Origin of the sequence: Leptospira ellinghausenii (assembly GCF_003114815.1) — a bacterium.
GTDB lineage: Bacteria > Spirochaetota > Leptospiria > Leptospirales > Leptospiraceae > Leptospira_A > Leptospira_A ellinghausenii.
This window is the reverse complement of the sequence record NZ_BFAZ01000008.1, coordinates 105,663-124,996: the sequence shown is the minus strand read 5'-3', so window position 1 is coordinate 124,996 and position 19,334 is coordinate 105,663. Positions and strand designations below refer to the sequence as shown.

18 protein-coding genes are annotated in these 19,334 nt (G+C 36.1%); 9 read left to right on the top strand and 9 right to left on the bottom strand.

The annotated features are described in order from the left end of the window. Genes DI076_RS07775 through DI076_RS07750 form a run of 6 tightly spaced genes read left to right on the top strand, consistent with a single transcriptional unit; the run spans position 1 to position 6,174 of the window. Positions 1-1,782 carry a sensor histidine kinase gene (locus DI076_RS07775; protein WP_108959373.1) on the top strand — a complete coding sequence of 594 codons (1,782 nt, stop codon included), beginning with the start codon at positions 1-3 and terminating at the stop codon, positions 1,780-1,782. Further along, positions 1,779-2,636, top strand: coding sequence for an SDR family NAD(P)-dependent oxidoreductase (locus tag DI076_RS07770; protein WP_108959372.1), 858 nt, complete (start codon positions 1,779-1,781; stop codon positions 2,634-2,636). The genes DI076_RS07775 and DI076_RS07770 overlap by 4 nt, the downstream gene beginning before the upstream one ends. 1 nt (position 2,637) lies before the next feature. Continuing rightward, positions 2,638-3,000, top strand: a complete 363-nt coding sequence (locus DI076_RS07765) for a cupin domain-containing protein (RefSeq protein ID WP_108959371.1) — start codon at positions 2,638-2,640, stop codon at positions 2,998-3,000. 12 nt (positions 3,001-3,012) lie between these two features. Then, complete coding sequence (locus tag DI076_RS07760; protein ID WP_108959370.1) at positions 3,013-4,257, top strand: PP2C family protein-serine/threonine phosphatase; 1,245 nt, start codon at positions 3,013-3,015, stop codon at positions 4,255-4,257. Position 4,258: 1 nt separating this feature from the next. Next, positions 4,259-5,137: a 1-acylglycerol-3-phosphate O-acyltransferase, YihG family gene (yihG, locus tag DI076_RS07755; protein ID WP_108959369.1), complete on the top strand. Its 879-nt coding sequence runs from the start codon at positions 4,259-4,261 to the stop codon at positions 5,135-5,137. Continuing rightward, a complete protein-coding gene (locus DI076_RS07750) occupies positions 5,134-6,174 on the top strand; it encodes an SMP-30/gluconolactonase/LRE family protein (RefSeq protein ID WP_108959368.1) in 1,041 nt (346 codons plus the stop codon). Before yihG ends, DI076_RS07750 begins: the two co-directional genes overlap by 4 nt. Positions 6,175-6,180: 6 nt before the next feature. Here the strand turns inward: DI076_RS07750 and DI076_RS07745 are convergent, their stop codons facing one another. Continuing rightward, the gene (locus DI076_RS07745) at positions 6,181-9,237 is read right to left on the bottom strand and encodes a hypothetical protein (RefSeq protein ID WP_245918328.1); all 3,057 of its coding nucleotides are present in this window, start codon (positions 9,235-9,237) and stop codon (positions 6,181-6,183) included. Positions 9,238-9,341: 104 nt separating this feature from the next. Between DI076_RS07745 and DI076_RS07740 the strand changes: the two genes are divergently transcribed. Both DI076_RS07740 and DI076_RS07735 read left to right on the top strand, forming a co-directional pair. Then, the gene (locus DI076_RS07740; RefSeq protein WP_108959366.1) at positions 9,342-9,965 is read left to right on the top strand and encodes a trimeric intracellular cation channel family protein; all 624 of its coding nucleotides are present in this window, start codon (positions 9,342-9,344) and stop codon (positions 9,963-9,965) included. A gap of 193 nt (positions 9,966-10,158) precedes the next feature. Further along, the gene (locus DI076_RS07735) at positions 10,159-11,679 is read left to right on the top strand and encodes an HDOD domain-containing protein (protein ID WP_108959365.1); all 1,521 of its coding nucleotides are present in this window, start codon (positions 10,159-10,161) and stop codon (positions 11,677-11,679) included. Between the two features lie 60 nt (positions 11,680-11,739). On the opposite strand, the gene msrA is transcribed toward DI076_RS07735, so the two are convergent. The 4 genes from msrA to DI076_RS07715 form a co-directional block, all read right to left on the bottom strand. Then, positions 11,740-12,432 carry a peptide-methionine (S)-S-oxide reductase MsrA gene (gene msrA / locus DI076_RS07730; RefSeq protein ID WP_108959364.1) on the bottom strand — a complete coding sequence of 231 codons (693 nt, stop codon included), beginning with the start codon at positions 12,430-12,432 and terminating at the stop codon, positions 11,740-11,742. Positions 12,433-12,497: 65 nt separating this feature from the next. Beyond that, positions 12,498-13,100 carry a hypothetical protein gene (locus tag DI076_RS07725; protein WP_369689762.1) on the bottom strand — a complete coding sequence of 201 codons (603 nt, stop codon included), beginning with the start codon at positions 13,098-13,100 and terminating at the stop codon, positions 12,498-12,500. Next, complete coding sequence (locus DI076_RS07720) at positions 13,069-13,434, bottom strand: TSUP family transporter (RefSeq protein WP_108959363.1); 366 nt, start codon at positions 13,432-13,434, stop codon at positions 13,069-13,071. The genes DI076_RS07725 and DI076_RS07720 overlap by 32 nt, the downstream gene beginning before the upstream one ends. Then, positions 13,431-14,147, bottom strand: a complete 717-nt coding sequence (locus tag DI076_RS07715; protein ID WP_245918327.1) for an MBL fold metallo-hydrolase — start codon at positions 14,145-14,147, stop codon at positions 13,431-13,433. Before DI076_RS07715 ends, DI076_RS07720 begins: the two co-directional genes overlap by 4 nt. A gap of 145 nt (positions 14,148-14,292) precedes the next feature. Between DI076_RS07715 and DI076_RS07710 the strand changes: the two genes are divergently transcribed. After that, positions 14,293-14,646: a rhodanese-like domain-containing protein gene (locus tag DI076_RS07710; RefSeq protein WP_108959510.1), complete on the top strand. Its 354-nt coding sequence runs from the start codon at positions 14,293-14,295 to the stop codon at positions 14,644-14,646. 1 nt (position 14,647) lies between these two features. On the opposite strand, the gene DI076_RS07705 is transcribed toward DI076_RS07710, so the two are convergent. The 4 genes from DI076_RS07705 to DI076_RS07690 form a co-directional block, all read right to left on the bottom strand. Beyond that, positions 14,648-15,850, bottom strand: a complete 1,203-nt coding sequence (locus tag DI076_RS07705; RefSeq protein WP_108959362.1) for a diguanylate cyclase — start codon at positions 15,848-15,850, stop codon at positions 14,648-14,650. Positions 15,851-15,962: 112 nt separating this feature from the next. After that, positions 15,963-17,543 carry a methyl-accepting chemotaxis protein gene (locus DI076_RS07700; RefSeq protein ID WP_100726998.1) on the bottom strand — a complete coding sequence of 527 codons (1,581 nt, stop codon included), beginning with the start codon at positions 17,541-17,543 and terminating at the stop codon, positions 15,963-15,965. A gap of 232 nt (positions 17,544-17,775) precedes the next feature. After that, positions 17,776-18,663: an SGNH/GDSL hydrolase family protein gene (locus DI076_RS07695; RefSeq protein ID WP_245918326.1), complete on the bottom strand. Its 888-nt coding sequence runs from the start codon at positions 18,661-18,663 to the stop codon at positions 17,776-17,778. 10 nt (positions 18,664-18,673) lie between these two features. Further along, on the bottom strand, positions 18,674-19,273 hold the full coding sequence (locus DI076_RS07690) for a TetR/AcrR family transcriptional regulator (protein WP_108959361.1): 600 nt from the start codon (positions 19,271-19,273) through the stop codon (positions 18,674-18,676). Positions 19,274-19,334: the final 61 nt, after the last annotated feature.

Genomic DNA, 19,334 nt, shown 5'->3' with positions numbered 1-19,334 from the left:
TTGTGGCAATTCCATCCATATAGTGTACTTCTTTTCCTAGCATTTAGCTTCAATCTTGGATTGGGGCTATTTGTTTTAAAATCCTTTCGACTCAATTTAGTAAAATATTTATTAATCTTAGTATTTGGTTCCATGGTTTGGACTGGATTCTATGGACTTGATTTTGTTTACATTAGTACAAACTTACACCGAACCTTCATTAGTATTTTGTATATGGGCGTTGCCATTGCCAATGTTGGTATGGTATTAGTCTCGATTGAGTTTACAAACAATCAACATTTACTGACAAAACGTTTCTGGGTACTCTTATTACTTCAGCCTCTATTTACATTGGCTGTGTGTGTACTTGATCCTATTTTTAAAACATTAACAATCGATACCTATCTCATTAATGTAGATGGGCGTATCCAGTGGATCCAAGAAACAAACTTAGGTGGTTTTATTGCCTCTTATTTACTTTCCTTTTTTTGGTCAGTATTTGTCGCAATTCTCCTTATCAAGGGAATTGTTCAATCAAAATCGACAGAACGTAACCGTTATCTATTAATCCTGATATCCTTTTTGTTTATTTGGGTAACCGCGATTTTACATAAAATGGGAATTCGTCCATTACCTGGAATGAACATAACTGCAGTTATGTGTACAATGCAGGCGATAATGATATTTTTTGCAATTGGATACTATCGAATGTTTGATTTGGTACCACTTGTAAGAAGTGAAATTGTAGATGAACTTGATGAAGCAGTAGTGATTTTAGATTTTAATCATCGAGTCGTAGATTGGAATAGTTCGGCTGAAAACTTATTTTGTGTAAAAGATAAAAATGTAGCCTTACTCCCTCACCAAGCTTTTTTCCAACATACTCCAGAACTCATTACAAAATTGGACAATTTATCCAGTAAAAAGACAATCACCAAGTGGATATGGGAAAAAGATTCAAAGTATTGGGAAGTCACTGCTAAACAGATTCGAGATTCGAATCGGAAAAAAATCGGGATGGTTCTTGTTTTCCGTGATAATACAGAACAAAGAAATTTAGAAAAACAAATGGCAAACGTAAACCGTGAGTTACTAGTTGCCAATGGAACTAAAGATCGTTTTTTATCGATCATCTCACATGATTTACGTGGTCCTTTGGCTGGCATTAAAATGTTACTAAAAGTATTAAACGAAGATATGAAGAAAAAAGAAGATGCGTTGGCAGGTATGACACAATCTTTACTTGATGCAACAGAATCCGTTTTTTCTCTCTTGGAAAATCTTTTGGAATGGTCTAAGTTACAACGAGGCCAAGAGGAATTTCGACCTAATTTTTATCGATTGGATTCTATCGTTTTGGAATGTCTGGATTTATTTGCCTTAAGTGCAAAGAATAAAGAGATTTATTTTGAAATCAAAATTCCAAATCATGCTATGGTGTATTGTGATGATCGAATGATCATTACTGTGATAAGAAATTTAATTTCCAATGCTTTGAAATTTAGTCACCAAAATAGTAAAATTGAAATTTCCGCAATTGATACCGGTTACCATTGGATGGTTTCTGTTAAAGATTTCGGTGTTGGTATGTCTAAAACTACGATCGATAAATTGTTTAAGCCAGGGGAAGTGATAAAATCAGTTGGTACCCAAGGGGAAACTGGGAATGGAATTGGACTTCTCTTGTGTTCGGAATTTGTAACGGTTAATGGCGGAACATTAACAGCTGATAGTGATGGAATGTCAGGGTCTATTTTTCAATTTAGTCTCCCAAAAAAGGAAAACGAGGAAATTCTTATATGAGTCAAATTATCTTAGTAACGGGTGCAACGGATGGAATTGGTAGAGTTTGTTCACATTCATTTGCAAAATCTCATAATGAATTGATACTGGTTGGACGAAATCCAGAAAAGTTATCTGCGCTCGTATATAGTTTACAAGTTCACGGTGTAAAGGCTCACTCCTATGTTTGTGATTTATCCCTTGCAAAAGAAACTTTTGCCCTAACGGAAACGATACGAAACAATCATCCAAAAATAGATGTTTTGCTTAATAATGCAGGAGCCTATTTTGACAAACGAACTCTTACAAATGAAGGCTTAGAATCCACTTTTGCTTTAAACCACTTAAATTATTTTATTATGGCTCTAGGATTATTGCCTTCACTTAAGAATGCAAACCAAGCACGTATTATCAATGTTGCATCTCGTGCTCATGAAGGTGTATCCTTGGATTTTAATGATCTATTTGGCGAATCAAATTATTCTGGTTGGAAACAATACCAAAGATCCAAATTGATGAACATTTATTTCACCTATGAACTTGCCGAAAGACTAAACCAAACAAAAATTACTGTAAACTGTTTGCACCCTGGTTTTGTAAAAACTAAATTTGGACAAAATAATGAAGGGCTTGCGAAAGTACTGATTACCTTTGCACAAAATATTTTTGCCATTTCGGAAGACAAAGGTGCAGAAACTTCTATTTTCCTTGCGACAGAACCAAGTTTAAGTACTGTTTCGGGGAAATACTTTGTAAAAAAGAAAACAAAGAATAGTTCTCCTGTTTCCTATGATAAAACAGTGAGAAGGAATTTATGGACTTATACTGAAGACCTGCTGAAACATAAATATTCGTTCAGGTTTCCTGGAAATTAGTATGGGTTATTTTCATCAAAAAAATCCAACGATCATTCCTGTCCCAGGGAATAAAACAATTGAGGAACATTTTGGAATTCCTTCGACCAATACAAAGGAATTATCAATTGCCCACATGATTGCACCTCCAGGTTGGGGTGAACCTTTTCAGTCACCAAACTTTGATGAGTGGACACTTATGGTAAAAGGCAAAAAACAAATTGAAGTTGATGGCGAAGTTTTAATTTTATCCGCTGGGGAATCAATCTTAATCCAAAAAGGTTCAAGAGTTCGTTATTCAAATCCATTTTCGGAAGATGCAGAATATTGGTCGATTTGTAAACCTGCCTTTACGATAGAAGCAGTCAATCGAGAAGAAGAATAAAACTCTAATTGTATGAGTCCTGAAGAAAAGCCAAACGTCGATTTAAGTTTCCTAAAGAAGGAAATGAAAAAAGTAGAGTTTGGTCCTGATACTTTGGTAATCGAACAATATTCGTTAGGTGATTCCTTTTATTTTATTGAATCTGGTCGCGTTGAGGTATGGAAATACTTAGACGAAACAAAACAAGAAATTTTGGTAATAGGGGATTTGATCGCCGGTGATTATTTTGGAGAGATTTCACTCATCGATTCTGCTCCAAGGACAGTAAACATAACAACAAAAGAAACATCTACTCTATACACATTAACTCGTGTTGATTTTCACAGACTGATCCAAACAAGTCCAGAAATGACTTTAACTCTTTTAAAGTTATTAACGGCAAGAATTCGTAATGCGGAACAAAGGGAAAATCAAGTCCTCATTCAAAAAAATAAAGAGTTACGTTTACAGAATGAAACGTTGGAGATGATGGTTAAGGAAAGAACTGCCAAACTCACCCAATCTTTAAAAATCATCCAAGAAGATTTGGAAACTGCCAAAACCATACAGCGAAATATTTTACCACTTGGATTAAAACACATCGCACATTTAGATTTTGCCTCCAAGTTTGAACCGATGGCTGAGGTAGGTGGTGACATATTTGATGTTATTCGATTGGAAAAATCCAAAATCAGATTGTTTTTGGCTGATGCAATTGGGCATGGGGTGCAGGCAGCACTGATTACGATGGCAATCAAAGCAGAATATGATCATATCAAACACAATGTTTCTAATCCATCGGATGTGTTGTATGCATTGAACCAGATTTTCATCGATCGTTATGGAAAAAAATCGAATCAATTTACTGCTGTCATTGTTGATTTGAATTTGGAAGAAAATATACTCGTTTATTCCTCCGCTGGTCATAATGAACCATATGTTCTCAATCAATCAGAGATATTGGCTTTAAGTGAATCTGGTTTGATGTTAGGTCTCGAAAAGGATGTAGAATATACAGACAATACGGTGCCATTTGGGCTTGGAGATCGATTATTTATGATTTCTGATGGGTATTTGGAACAAGAAAATGAAGGTGGAAATTTTCTAGGAGAATCCAAATTGCTTTCCAGTTTTTTGTCTGCTAGGAGTTTGGGATTAAGTTTAGCTGATACTGTAAATTTGCTAATGGAACATTTTCATAACTTTCGGGGAAAAACCCCTATGATGGATGATGTTACCATTTTAGGAATCGGCACTTCGTTTGATTTAGGAGTTTAAATTGGGATTAATCATTGCATACATTTTGTTTTTATTAAATTTACTATGGATCATTCCTACAATGTATCCACTTTATATTTGGAAATTGTTAACGTCTGGTTCCGTAAGAAGATTGGGAGATCGTCTGCTCGTGAAAGTAGGAGAGGCTTGGATCGAAAATAATTACCGAATCTCTCGTTTTTTATATGGTGTCCAATTCGAAGTAGTTGGTGAAAATTTTCAAAAATTGAAACCAAATGGAAGTTATATGATTATTTGTAACCACCAATCTTGGTCGGATATTTATATCATCCAATCAGTTTTAAACAGAAAAATCCCTCTCATCCGTTTTTTCATCAAAGATTCTTTAAAATATGTTCCTGTGCTCGGACATGCATGGCTCGCATTAGATTTTCCTTTTGTCAAACGAAGTAGCCGTGAACAACTGAAAAAAAATCCAGAACTGGCTACAAAAGATTTGGAGAATGTTAAAAGAGTTTGTGAAAAGTTCAATGGGATGCCTTTTTCGATTTTGAACTTTTTGGAAGGACATAGGCGCACACCTGAGCGTATGGCAAAGTTATTAAAGAAAAATCCTTACAAACATTTACTTCGCCCACATAGTGGTGGGATTTCCGTTGTTTCCACTTCATTGAGAAATTCGCTTGATGCTTTTATTGACTTAACTATTGTTTATCCTACTGAAAACCCAAGTTTTTTGGATTTGATGTCTGGTAAAATTCGAAAGTTAAAAGTTTTTATTGATGTGATTCCAAGAGAACAAGTACCCATCGAGGAAAACGAACAATTTGCTCCAATGTCAAAGAAAATGAAACGTTGGGTGGATGACCGTTGGGCTGTAAAGGATGCTTTGATTGAAAAGGAGATGAGTTCTAAATGAAACTATTACAAATCAAAATTATATTTTTGTTGGGATTTATTTCCTGTCGTACTTTTTCTCCTGTTGCGTATGAACCTCCACTGAAACCAGAACCAGTGGGGATTTATGAGCCAAATACAGAATTACAAAAAGCAATCCTTCTTGCCATTGGTAAAGTAAAAGGTCTTGAGTCACTTGATGTTGACTCTGATGGGAATATTTATGGTGGAGATAAAGATGGTCGCATCATCAGAATTACACTCAAAGGGGAAATCAAAGCAATCGCTAAAACTTCTGGTAGACCACTCGGAGTTCAATTTGATAAGGCAGGTAACTTAATCATAGCTGATGCTTATAAAGGACTATTATCTATGGATAAATCCGGCAAAATTACCACTTTAGTTGCCGAATATAACGGAGTTCCTTTCAAGTTTACAGATGATTTGGATATTGCACAAGACGGAAAAATTTATTTTACAGATGCATCAATTTACGAACAAAAAGAATATCTATATGACTTATTAGAAGCAAGACCTTATGGTCGTGTTTTTGTTTACGATCCAAAAACAAAGGAAACACAGTTATTACTCCAAGATTTGTATTTTGCAAATGGGATCACTTTATCAAAAAATGAAGATTTCCTTTTGGTGAATGAAACATACCGTTATCGGATCACTAAACTTTGGTTAAAGGGTCCCAAAAAAGGAACTTCGGAAGTAATCATTGAAAATTTGCCTGGTTTTCCAGATAACATCACTCGAAATGAAAACGGAGAGTTCTGGGTAGCATTGTTTACAGTAAGGAATGACAGAATGGACAATATGCACCCATCTCCCGTGGTAAAAAAAATGATTTATTTTTTACCGAAGTTTTTATGGCCCAAAGCTCAACCTTATGGATACGCAATGAAGTTAGACGGGAATGGTAAAGTTTTAATGACCGTACAAGATCCGACTGGTGAACATTTAAAGGATGTAACAAGTGTCATTGAAAAGAAACGCCAATTGTACATTGGAAGTTTATACAATGATCGAGTTGGAATTTATGTACTACCTTAGTGAAAACTAAGGTGTACACGCTAGATTGTATTCAATAGCACCTAGGGAGACAAAACCATCTCCACCTGGCCTTGTACCTACTCCATTATAACTATCAGCAATAATGTTGTTCGTAGATTTTGTAATGAGGCAAGACGTGGCAGTTGTTGGAATATAATTCGCAACGACACCAAAATTTAATCCTAAATTTGGGTCCAATGCCAAATTGTCTCCAAAATTAGCACTCAGTCCTAGTGGAGTGATACAACTTAAAGTTCCAGGCACTCCTCCTGCGCACAAATCTGTAAAATACAGCGGAGCTCTGTAAACCAGGTTTGAACAATTATGAAATACATTGAATCGGATAGAAGTTTGTGGGCCAACAAGGTCTACGATGCATGCATTATTTCCCACATTATCATTTAGCAAAAATATATTGTTTTCAACTAACACAGATGAGTTTGAGTTAATTTGTAATACAGCTTCATTCCCGGAAACTGAAGATGTTCCGCTGCTCACTGTGTTATGGTAAATCTTGAGAGGACTAAATACTCCTGAGATATCGATCCCCCTCGCATACACATTGCTCGAACCATTTTGGATCCAATTATTCGCAACTAAAAAGCCATTCGGGGATTGAAGGTAAATTCCAGACACCATCGTTGCACCTGTTCCATTGGCACTTCCCAATCGAATGTAATTTCCAGAAATGGATGAAGTAGCAGTCAATGAAGTTGCATTGATACCAAACACAGTTGCCTTTGCACTGCTAGTTGCATTTCCTCCTATGATTGTATTACGTTCAATGATTGCTGTGGCACCACCTGAAGAAATTTCGATACCATTTGTTGCTGTTGGAAAACTTGCATTCGTTGCGGACCCAAGGTAAATATAGTTGTTGCGAATGGTATGGCCTGAAGTGAGATACATACCATTCGACTTAAACGAAGCTGTAGTACCTGTTGTGATGCTATTCCCTTGAAGAGCAGTGCCAATTTGAATCCCTGTGGGTGATTGGATTCGAATTCCAATGGAAGTATTGGCAGTCCCAGCTACCAATTGATTCCCAGCAAGAACTCCTGTGGACGAATTACTTAACGAGGAAATGTCAAAAGCAATGGATAGAGTTGTAGTTCCTGCTGTGGTATTATCCAATGGTAAAGATGTAATTTGGTTGAGTCGGATATTGGTGACATCTAAACCGACACTTCCATTATAAAAAATCCCACGTGAAGTTACTTGAGTACCTGTACCATTTCCGCTATCAATTGTATTCCCCACGATAAAGGGAGCGATTAAGGCAGCAGATGTCATATAAACACCTGAAGAGTTACAATTATTTGCGGTACAAATCCCACCTTCAATTTGATTGCGAATTAAAATGGGTGTACTATTGATCGCATAGATACCACTGGATACACTCGTGCCTGTACCACCATTAATGGTACTATCGATGATCCGAACACTATTTGTAGAATCCAGGAACACTCCTGTCATGTAGGGAGCATTATCACCCGATAAAATTTTAAAGCCAGAAATGATCGTTGTCGCTGTCACCGAAGAATCGGCAGCAATCGAAGCGCAAGGATTGATGCTATTTGCTGTAGCACAAAAAGCAGGGACCATATCCATGAGGATCGTCGAATCTTTGTCAGTTGGTTTCCATTCTGTAAATCCTGGTTCGTAACTTCCAAAAAGGGAAATTCCAGATACTAGTTGGATTCTTGCGCCGACTGCTGCGGGGTCATAGGATCCTTGTGTGACAAGTACGGCGCAAGCATTTGAAGGGCATCCTACAAAACTATCAATTGCTGGTTGGATATTCCTTTTGGGAGTTGCGGGTGTTAATCCATCGTTTAAATCGTTTCCACTCGCATCAGAAACATAACGTAATGTAGATGGCACTAAATAAGTTAGGGTGACACTTGTTGAAAGTGGATGGGAACCAATATTGGAAAGGCAATTTAGGACTAATGAACGATTGCCTGTCACCCAACTATCTGTTGGTGCTGGAGAGATTACGAGAGTATCGTTTGTAAAATTGGTAGTTGCTAGTGCAAAATTGATGGGAAGTGCCAAATTGGTGTTGAGTGTCCCCGAAGAACCCGCACAACTTCCCGTATTCACCTCAGCAGAAAAAACCAATCGTAAAGATTCAGTTGTCTGCAAGATACCACCATTCCGAGGAGTATAATCTAATACACTAAAACAATTTGCTTGAATGGAAACAGTGCCTGCAACGGTCCCAGATGTTGAAGATAACACACATTGGTGGTTTGTCGGGACTGATACAATTTGTACATTGTATGTACTCGTAGGAGGTAAATTGGTCGCAAATCGATTTAATCCATTTGTTGTAATGGAAATGGTCTCACTACCATTATTACTTAAAATTAACGTACCAGAACCAATACCAAAGGAAGTGATTTCAATTGGGTAAGCTGTTGATGTGCAACTGATAGAAATATTTGTGATATTTGCCGAGGCAATGGTACCGGAAGGATTTGTCACAACACAATTTTGTACTGGATGGTTTGGTTGTGTTGTCACAGAAACACTATAAGTGCTTCCGCTAACATATGTTTGTGTAAAAGCAAATGTTCCAGAAGCAACTGCAACAGACAATGTGGAACCGTCGAAGGCATTTGTGAGAACTAAACCAGTGGCTCCATCAAGACCAGAGATAGTTCCCCCGATACTGTACCGAAGTGGATCACAATTGACAATGATAGAATTGATATTGCCAAATCCGACAACACCCGTTCCACCATTTACCGTACAAGATTGGTTTGGTAAAACTGGTTGGTTTGTGATGGTGACATTAAAATTTTCACCAGTGAGTAATTTAGGTTCAAACTGGTAATCACCATCTGAGTTGACTGTGATGTTTGCTTGTCCCGAATTCAGAGAAAGTGTAAGCCCTGAACCTAGAAGTCCTGATACTTTGACCGAGATGGTGAAGGGTCCAGTATTTAGAATGCTTTTGAGTTGCAAATAGTCAGAAACTGATTGCATGATACTCTTGGAAATTGTGGGGATACAAGCTTGGAAAAGGAAAAAAACAATGAAAACAGATTTCCTCATGAATTTGCTGATCATAAAACGGACACTCTATTAATGATAACAATTGAGAGGGTTACCGATTGTCATTTTATTTCCGTCTAAATTGAGAAAATTAGATTATTTTTATGGATTTTAGCTTTTCTTATTACATTGGGCTTGCAGGGATCATGGTTTTTGCGATTTCCGGAGCGGTTGCCGCCTTGGAACACAAAGAACACCATCATGATGTTTTTAGTGTTTTTTTTACTGGTTTTATTACCGCAATCGGAGGTGGGACATTACGAGATATCACGCTTGGAAACTATCCCGTTTCCTGGGTTAAAGATGAAAACATTTTGTGGGCAATTTTTCTTGGTTTTTTACTCGTCATTTTTTTTCCAAAACGTTTGACCAAACTCCGAAGTGAACTCTTCTTATTTGATACGTTAGGAATAGGAATTTATACTGTGCTTGGAACAAGAATTGCTCTAGACCATGGTGTTAATTTTTTTGCCTCTGCTTTACTAGGAATGATTTCGGCAATCTTTGGTGGAGTGATACGAGACACACTTATGAACGAAGTGCCTTTTATTTTCCGAAAAGAAATATACGCTACTGCTTGTTTGGCGGGAGCCATCTTATATCTTATTTTAAATTCCTTCCAATTTGATGGTAATCTTAATTTAAGTCTTTCTGCAAGTGTTGTGGTGATCATCCGAATCATTGCAGTGAAATATAATTTAGGTCTACCTAAGATTAAAATTTTTTGAAGCCCTGCCTAAAAATGTAGCAATTTTAGTGAAGGAACGAATCTTTTTTTCAGTACTTGTCACAACAATGAAAGCTCCATCTTTTTCCTGTTAAACGCTTGCTTTTCTAAAATCATTGCGTTCGATGGAGAGGGAACGTATACAGTTCAGAGAGGATTAGGGGATTCCCCACATCCTAGTTTCAAGAGGTTTTATGGCTAGTCCAAAAGCTGTTTCGTTAGAGTTTAAACGTGAATTGGGCCTTCATACTAATATTGAAGATATCAATCATCCAATTGTAGAGAACACTCCATTCCATTTTAAGTTTTTTCAAATTACAGACGAAGTAGAAAATACTTTATACCAAACTCTTGACCGATTTTTATTACAATTGGACCTAATTATTGTTAGAGATTCCGTTCTCGCGGCCATGAAAGAAACTGTTACAAATGCAATCAAAGCAAATGCAAAACGTGTATTTTTTAAAAATAATTCAACAGACATTACAGACGAAAAAGAATACGAATCGATTATCAATGAATTCAAATCAACTTATATTGAAAACAGAGATGAAATAGAAGAATCTCTTCAAAAAAATAACTACGGTGTATTCGTATCCTTCATTCACAATAGAAGTTTAATGCGCATTCGAATTATGAATAATGTGCAATTGACTCCTATCGAAGCTGAAAGAATCAAAGAAAGAATATCTAAGGCAAAAACATACAATGATTTAGCAGATGCCTTTATGGATATGTCAAATGATCAGGAAGGTGCAGGCCTTGGTCTTATCATGACTCTTATGATGTTAAAAAATGACGGACTAGGTGAATCAGCTTTTAAGTTTGAATCTGGCGAAAACAAAACAGTCTTTATGATCGATATTCCTGCGAAAGTCTCTAAGGAAAATCAACAGTTAGAAAAAATAGATCATATAGTTTCTCAAATCGACAATCTTCCCACATTCCCAAAATCGATCAAAGATATTCAAGACGCAATTGATAAACCAAATTCTAGTATTGGAACAATTGCTGAAATGATCAAACGTGATATTGCTTTATCAGCAAATATCTTAAAACTCTCCAATTCAGCTGCTTTTAGACGAGGAGGCAGAGTGGAAAGTTTAGATCGTGCTATTCAGTTGATTGGTTTAAAAGAACTACAAACTCTTTTGTATAGTTTGGCAACAAAACAAATGTTAGAAGATAAGTTCCCAGCTTTTACTGCAATTTGGGAAAAATCAAACGAATCAGCATTTTATTGTAAGTCCATTGGCCAAAGGATGGACTTAAACAAGTCGGATCTTAGTAATTTAATTGCTGCATCACTCCTTCATGACATTGGTGAAATATTATTGTTATCATTTGACAAACACCACATGAACAAAATTAAAACGTTTTCAACTACGCGAGAAATTGCCTCTACGATAAGTATGGAAGAGTCTGCCATTGGGATCACTCATTCTAAATTAGGAGCAATGGTTGGTGAAAAATGGGGTTTTCCTATTCTTTATACAAAAGCAATGGAATACCACCACCGACCACTACTAGTAGATGATGTGTATGTTGATATTATTTATCCAATTTATCTAAGTGATATGATGATTGCCATCAATGCAAAAGAAGCTAAGTCCTCCGAAATTCCTGCGGAAATACTTAAGGTTTGTAAGTTTCAATCAAAAGCAGAGTTCGATTCTTTTCGTACGAAAATTAAAGAACAATACTCAGCTGACTAAGTAATATAATTCTATAACTCAAACTACTTTCATTCTAAAAAGAATTGTCCTTAGTGTTTCCTATGGTAATGAATTGACTTTCAATGTTTTTTGATAGGATTGGTATCTTTTTTCAAATTCATTATATCTAGGAATTGATACTCCCAAAACATAAGATTGGTTGGGATTGTTTTGAATAAAATCTTGGTGATAACCTTCGGCTCGATAGAAATGTTTTAACTTTTGAAACTCGGTAACAAAAATTCCTTTCCAAATGTTCTTTGATTGGATTTCTTTTAGGATTTCATTTGCTGTTTTGAATTCTTCATCATTGGAATAAAAGAGTATAGAACGGTATGAGGATCCTATATCGGGACCTTGTCTGTCTTTAGTTGTTGGATCATGTGATAGAAAAAATACCCTACATAATTCCGCATAACTTACTTTAGTGGGATCATATACGACAAGTACCGATTCAGCATGGCCCGTTGTTTCTGTATTCACCGATTCGTACGTTGGGTTATCCGTGTGTCCACCTGCATATCCAGAAGTCACATCGAGTACACCAGGAATAGATTCAAAAATATGTTCTGAACACCAGAAACAACCTTCCGCAAATACGGCAATTTTTTGGCCTGGTTGTGTCACCAGTGGCACTGACTCTACCTTCGAGGTTTCAGTGACTGGACCACAAAACAAATAAGATACAACGATAGCCAACATTGGGAGATAAGTGAAAGGAGATTTGGATCGATTGGGAACTAGGAAGGACATATTCGTTAGATGGTTCCCAACGGAATTTGGTCGGAAAATCTCTTCAAATAGTGATTACTTGAGTCCTAGGGAGGTGTAACATCTTTTTCAGAAGGGAAATTGTCTCTGGTATTCGGATTTTCCATGCCACTGCGGTAAATAAAAATTCGATTGTTCCCTGAAAACTGTGCTAAGGGTTTGTGGAATTTTTGTTTTAGATAATAACCTAAAAGTATAAGGCTTAAACAGAGGAAAAGAATCGTCTGGTCTTTGTCTTTGGAATGGAGAAAATAAAAGGAACCAACTAAAACGAATGTTTGGCTCAGAAGCCAAATGAAGGTTCGGTTTTTTAAAAATGAAATCCAACCAATTTCTGCTACTTGGTTTCGTATACCTTGAACGAGGATTCCCAAAATCGGTATTCGAAGTAAAACTCCCAAAAAGCCTATCACCACAATCAGAATTAGTAAGAGCCAAAGAGAAGTGAAAACCAAATTCCACCAAAAAAGAAACGTGATCGGTGGGAAAAACACTTCTGGAAAACTAATTCCGTAAAAAAGAAATCGAATTAAAAACCAAAAAAGTGCAAAATAAAATCCGAACACCATTGAATGAAAAATAGATTCAGATGTTCCTGCAACGATATTTTTCTCAATTTTATTTCGGAAAAAATACCATTTTAAGCCCAACGATCACAGTGAAGATTCCAAAAAATCGAGAAAGTACACTTGTATCAATTTTTGAAGCCGCTCCTGCACCAAAGACACTACCTAAAATGAATCCAACACTGATGAGAGCTGCTGCAAATAAATTTGTTTCTCCTCTCGTATAATATATGTAAGCTGCAACGATTCCAATTGGAGGTACCATCGCAGCTAATGTTGTACCTTGTGCTAATTTTTGATTGAAGTCAAAAAAGTATACAAGTGCCGGAACTAGTAAAATACCTCCACCAATGCCAACGAGTCCTCCAAGAACTCCAGCTCCAATTCCTAATAGTAAAAATAAGATTCCGATACTCATACTACTTTTCCACAAGCACGATTTGCTGGCACTGCCTCGTGTATCTTTTTTGGTTCTGGCAAATTCAAATTGTTCATAATTGATTTAAATTCCTCTACCGATTTTTTTGCGATTCTCGGATTCCAATTTTTTTCCTCACCAATCGTTGTGGAAACAAAGCCTTTGTAATCATGTCCAGGAAATACAACGGTATCATTTGGTAGTTGGAATAATTTATTGGTAATCGAATTGTATAATTCTTCTGCGCTTCCACCTTGGAAATCTGTTCGGCCACATCCTCTGACAAAGAGAGCATCTCCAGTAAAAACATATTTTCCATTGAGGAGTAAAGAAATCGAACAAGGGGTGTGACCTGGTGTGTGGATTACTTCTAGGTTGAGTTTCCCAATTTGTAACAAATCTTTGTCTTTTAAAAAATGAGTCGCACATTCAGCGCCTGATAAGTGGGGAGCATAGGCTTCACAACCAGTTTTTTCCCGTAATTCACCTGCAGCCGTTATATGGTCTGCATGCATATGTGTCTCGATAGTCGCGACCAATTTGTATCCCATCGAAACTAAATAATCTAAATCCCTATCTAACTTCTCTAATACTGGGTCGATGAGGACCGCTTGTTTCGTTGACTTGTCGAGTAATAAATAAGTCCAAGTCCCTGATTCTATATCATAAAGTGGTTTGATATCGATTTCATTGTTCATGTCAGTAATCATCATGGTTTGATTATCCTCACTCCGATCATTCAATCAACTCCATTTTCCTTTCGGAGATGGGTTTCAGGGATAATACCATACCCCCTATGGTATATACTTTTTCTTGACTCAATCTGTGGCAACTAAAAAATGGAAAAAAGAGGTTATTATGAAAACATTTGTATTAGTGGGAGTGATCATCGGATTCCTCTTCGTTTTTGTAAAAAAAATTCAATCAAAAGGAGATAAACAAATGGTTCAAGAATGGATTCAGGAAGGGGCAGTGGTTGTTGATGTAAGGACTAAGTCTGAATTTGCAGAAGGTCATTTCCCTGGAGCCATCAACATACCCGTTGATGTATTGCCTATGGAATTAGGCACATTCAAAAACAAACAATCTAAAATTGTTGTTTATTGTCGATCTGGTGCAAGAAGTGAAAGGGCAAAACAAATATTATCGGCGAGTGGATTTTCCTCAGTCATCAATGCAGGCGGATTATCGGATATGCCTAACCCACGTTAAATTAAGAACCTACACCAATCGGGCTTTTTGCTTTAAATTGGTGTAGTGAATAAAGATCTGCTAATTTGGTTTGAGATTCGTTGGATAAATCGATAAATTCAGCACCTACACTGTAATTTTTTTCACCAATTTTTTGCTTACGAACTACTTTGATTTTTGCACTGATTTCATGATTGGAATCAGTTTCACGTAATAAAACTTGTATTGGTTCGTTCACCAATAGATCATCTTCTGTTTCAAATGCGATTCCAGTGATTGAAATATTTTTAGAAATAGATCGAATGGTTCTATTTGGTAAAACACAAAATAATTCCAAGTTTGCTTCAAATCGTAAACTACTTCTTTTTTCATTGGAATAAACAACGATTTGATTTTTTCCTGAATCTTTGGCTGTATACAATGCTCTATCCGCAAAATCATACATATCTTCGCATCGTTTCACTTTTTCAGGAAAAGAAACAAGCCCACCACTGATGGTAACAGATTTACCACTGATTTGAATGGTTCGGCATGCTTCTAATAATTTTTCAGAAGCGATCATTGCTTGTGATTCATTTGATTGAGGGAATATGATGGCGAACTCCTCACCACCAATGCGACACGCGGTGTCTTCCATTCTTAAGCTCGTTGCAATTTTATTGGCAACTTGTTTTAGGATCTCATCGCCCATTAAATGACCATATGTATCATTGATTTTTTTAAAATCGTCAATATCAATAACGAGTAAGGAAAGATTCTGATTGTAACGTGTGGATTGTTTGAATTCTCGGACTAACGCTGTCTCAAAATGCCGACGATTGTATAACCTTGTCAGTTCATCCACTAAAATGAGTTTTTCAGTTTCCGCAAATAAACGAAGTTCGATGATTTTTGGATTTTTAATTTTTTTGTTCTGATTGATAAAATAATCAAGTAGTGCAACTCGAAATCCAACAGGACGTTTTAAACAGTTTGCGAGTTTGTTTCGGTTTTCTAAAACTTCTACCCAAATTTCTTTAGAATCCGTTTCTGGAATGTCAAGCGAGGTCAAGACTTTCAAAACAGCAGAATAAATTTGAGAATGGTCTTTATTTTGAAATTGGTTTTTTTGTAATTTTTGAATGAGTAATTCTTCATTGTATGGATCTTCTTCGAGAAGGTCCATTATCGTATCTTCGATACGTTGGCCATTCCGAGGCCTAAGAGTTGTATGGGATTTGATCATTTCCGATTTCACTTCTGCGAGAAATTTATTGCCAATATCCCAAAAATCTAGAAGGATTGGAAGTTGTAAAGACAGGTTTTAGTTACGAACTGAATTCATCTCATCTAAATCCCTAAACCAAATTCAATTGTTTTGCCTGAGTGTGAATTTCATTGATTTCTTCGTAGAGGAGTTCAACCGAATCGGCGAGTTTTTGCGTAGTTTCATCGATGACAGAAATCGCACGATTGATCTCCTTACTACCTGTCATTTGTTCCTGAGCAATGATTCCAATTTGTTCGGATAGAACATGGAGTTCGGAGAAGGTGTTTCTAAGTTTTAGGTTCAGGACTTCTTGTTCTGTCACATGTCCTTCTAGACCTAATATTTCACTTTCAATCCGTAACAACTCGTTATTTTGATTTTCCACTTGTGATTTCACTTCTTTGGAGAATCGAGTGCCTTCGTTAATTTTTAATCCCGCGTCCTTTACGATTTTTGCAATCGTTCCTGCATTGGACTGCGAACGTTCCGCTAATTTTGCCACTTCTTGTGCAACAACTGCGAATCCTCTACCATGTTCACCTGCACGTGCAGCTTCGATTGAAGCGTTTAGCGCTAGTAAGTTGGTTTGATCTGCAATTTCTGACATCATTTGGTTGATTTCTTCCACTTTCGAAAATGCTTGGTTGAGTTCTGAATAGATGCTGTTTAATTCTTCTGAAGAAATTTTTACTTTTTTACTATAATCAGCAGAAATACTGACATCCTTTGCAATTTGCATTGTTTTTGTTTTCACACTCTCACTTATATTTTGGAGTGATAAAAAGTTTTGATCCACAATTTTGACACGTGTGACTTGGTCTTCCACCAAGTTTGCAGAACTGATCGCCGATGAAGAAAGTTCTTCAACGGATGCGGAAATTTCTTCCACTGATGCTGCTTGGTTTTGCGATTGGTTGTGGAGTTCGTCAGACATGGACTGTAATTTTCCAACGGACAAGGCGAGAGTGTTTGCTGATTTTTCTAACTGATGTGATTTGTTTGTGATGATTGATTGTTTGTCTAAACTTTCTTTTAACTTAGATTTTAGATCATTTTGCATTTCTCTCATCAAAGAAACAACAAAACGTAAACTAAAAATAACGCCAAAATAGAAAATAATCTTCTGAACTTCGGTGGTGACAATGATATGATTTGCTCGTAACATTTCAGGGAATGGTTTTGGAATAAAAACAGAACCTAATGAATGGGACAAATAAATCCCACCGATATACAAAAAAGTTGATAGTATACCGATCGTCATCACCAATTTAGTATCAAATAAAAAGCTGGAATAGATAGCGATAAAGATGAAGATAATGTAAAATATTCCCGTACTTAATGTATTACTAGCATCTGCTTTTGTATAATTATTATAAATATCTAAATAGAAAAAACACACGATGATGATCAAATCGATAAATACTACGGATGCCGCCATTCGTTTTGAAATTTCTTTTTCTTTTTTGAGTAAATAACCTGGTATGATGGCATTGACTAAATAAATTAGGGATCCTATCAAATTAGGTAAAAAACTTTTAGTCGCATAATTAGAGGCGACACCTAAAAGGAAAATAATTCCTAACCCATACTTAGTAAAAACGATGAGTGAAACACCTTTTCGGAATAACGTTCTTTCAAATTTCTGAATTTCATCTGTTTCTATAGCCATGTTCCTTCCTCAATGTAAGAGACGAAAATTAACGTAGAATTCTGAGATCCCTTTGTTTGTACAGGTGGAAATGAAATTCTGTCCAGAAAGAAAAGATTACGATGCCTAAAATGCTTCGTAGTACTCCTGAAATTTCGAGTGAAGACTTCCTTTTTTTTGCGGATTCAAAATGAATCCAGGGATTTCCGACATAAATCTCCTGGATCTTGGAAACGAATGTATTAGTAGAATTTTATATTCCTTGTGAAAACAAAGTTTCTAAAACCATTGTTTCTACTACTTGGCCACCACGTTCATTTAAATGGATTGCGTCAGTTAGAAAATAATATCCGTTAGCCTCACCTAAATCATTCCAAGATGATGTAGTGGAATAATACTTTAAAATTGTCCAATACATGTTCCAAGTATTTTTGACATAAGGTGTTTTCTTGAGATCTTGTACCGATAACAATCCTTTTGTTAAGGTTTCATGGAGTGGTTTATACATTACTTTTTGTTTTGTTGCGACATCCTTTGTAAGTTCTGCAAAACGTTTGGATCTTAAAAATGGAATGGAATTTGGATCTTCTCCTAAAATTGGAGGAGAAAAAACAATGATCTTTGCTTTGGTTTCATTTTGTATCCGTCGTACAATGGTAGTAATATTCTGAACAAAACTATCTTCGGTAACTGGTTCTTTTAAATTCCATAAACTTGCATACTGATCATATTCTTCTTTTGATAATGTGGCTTTTAAGTCATTGGTTCCAATCATGATAAAAACATAATCTGGTTGTAGTTTGATTACAGAATTCAATTGCTCTAGAATTTGCACCGTCAATCGACTGTTGATCCCTTCATTTACAACTAATGCATTTGCCAATTTTGGATTTTTTCGGATTGATTCGACATAGTCATAACTCACTCGACCATGAGTAATGCTATCACCTAAAAATACAATTTTGGGAGATTTAGAAACATCTCCCATTAATGTTCCTTTTAAATTATTAGAAGGTACCTTGGTTGCTTGGAAAACAACACATGATTGGAAGACAATTAAAGAGAATATTGAAATAAACCGAAAACGTTTCATGACTACGATCATACCGGAAAGATTCAAAAATAAAAAGAAGAAAATCATTGAATCAATGTTATTTCTTGAGTGTTTCTAAAAATAACTCTAACCATGGTTTTAGATCAGAAAAGATAGGTTTTTTGTGTTTTAGTAAAAGACGGAAGTACAAAGTTCCATAAAGAATGTCCATACAAACTTCTATTTCTTCGTCACTTAATGATTTGATTTGTTTAGTTTTGATTGCATTTTCAAAAAAACCTTTTGCGGCCAATCTTCTTGGCAATAAATATTCTTTTAGGACGGACTCAGAAAGTTCCTGATCTTGTTGTCCTGCACCTATTAAAGTTGCGATCACTTTTCCAAACTTTCCATTAAATAAATTCGATAGGGATTCCATTTGGCTGATGAGGGCTTTGTTAAATGGTTCGTTTGTTGGGAATTCCAAAAAAGGTGAGATTAGATGAGATACGGAACTCATTGCTAATTTTGCCTTATTAGGCCATCTTCTGTATATGGTAGTTTTTGCAATACCAGTAGTAGCGACAATTTCATCCAAAGAAAAACCATAATACCCTTTTTTTGCTAACATTTCATAGGTAACTTTTAAAACGATTGGTTCCAAATCTTCCGATCTGGGTCTTCCTTGGGTTTTGAATGCATTTTTTTTCTGAACCATAGATAAATCTTTATAAAAAATAGTTTGACGTCAATTCTATTTCGATACTATCAGTATTGAT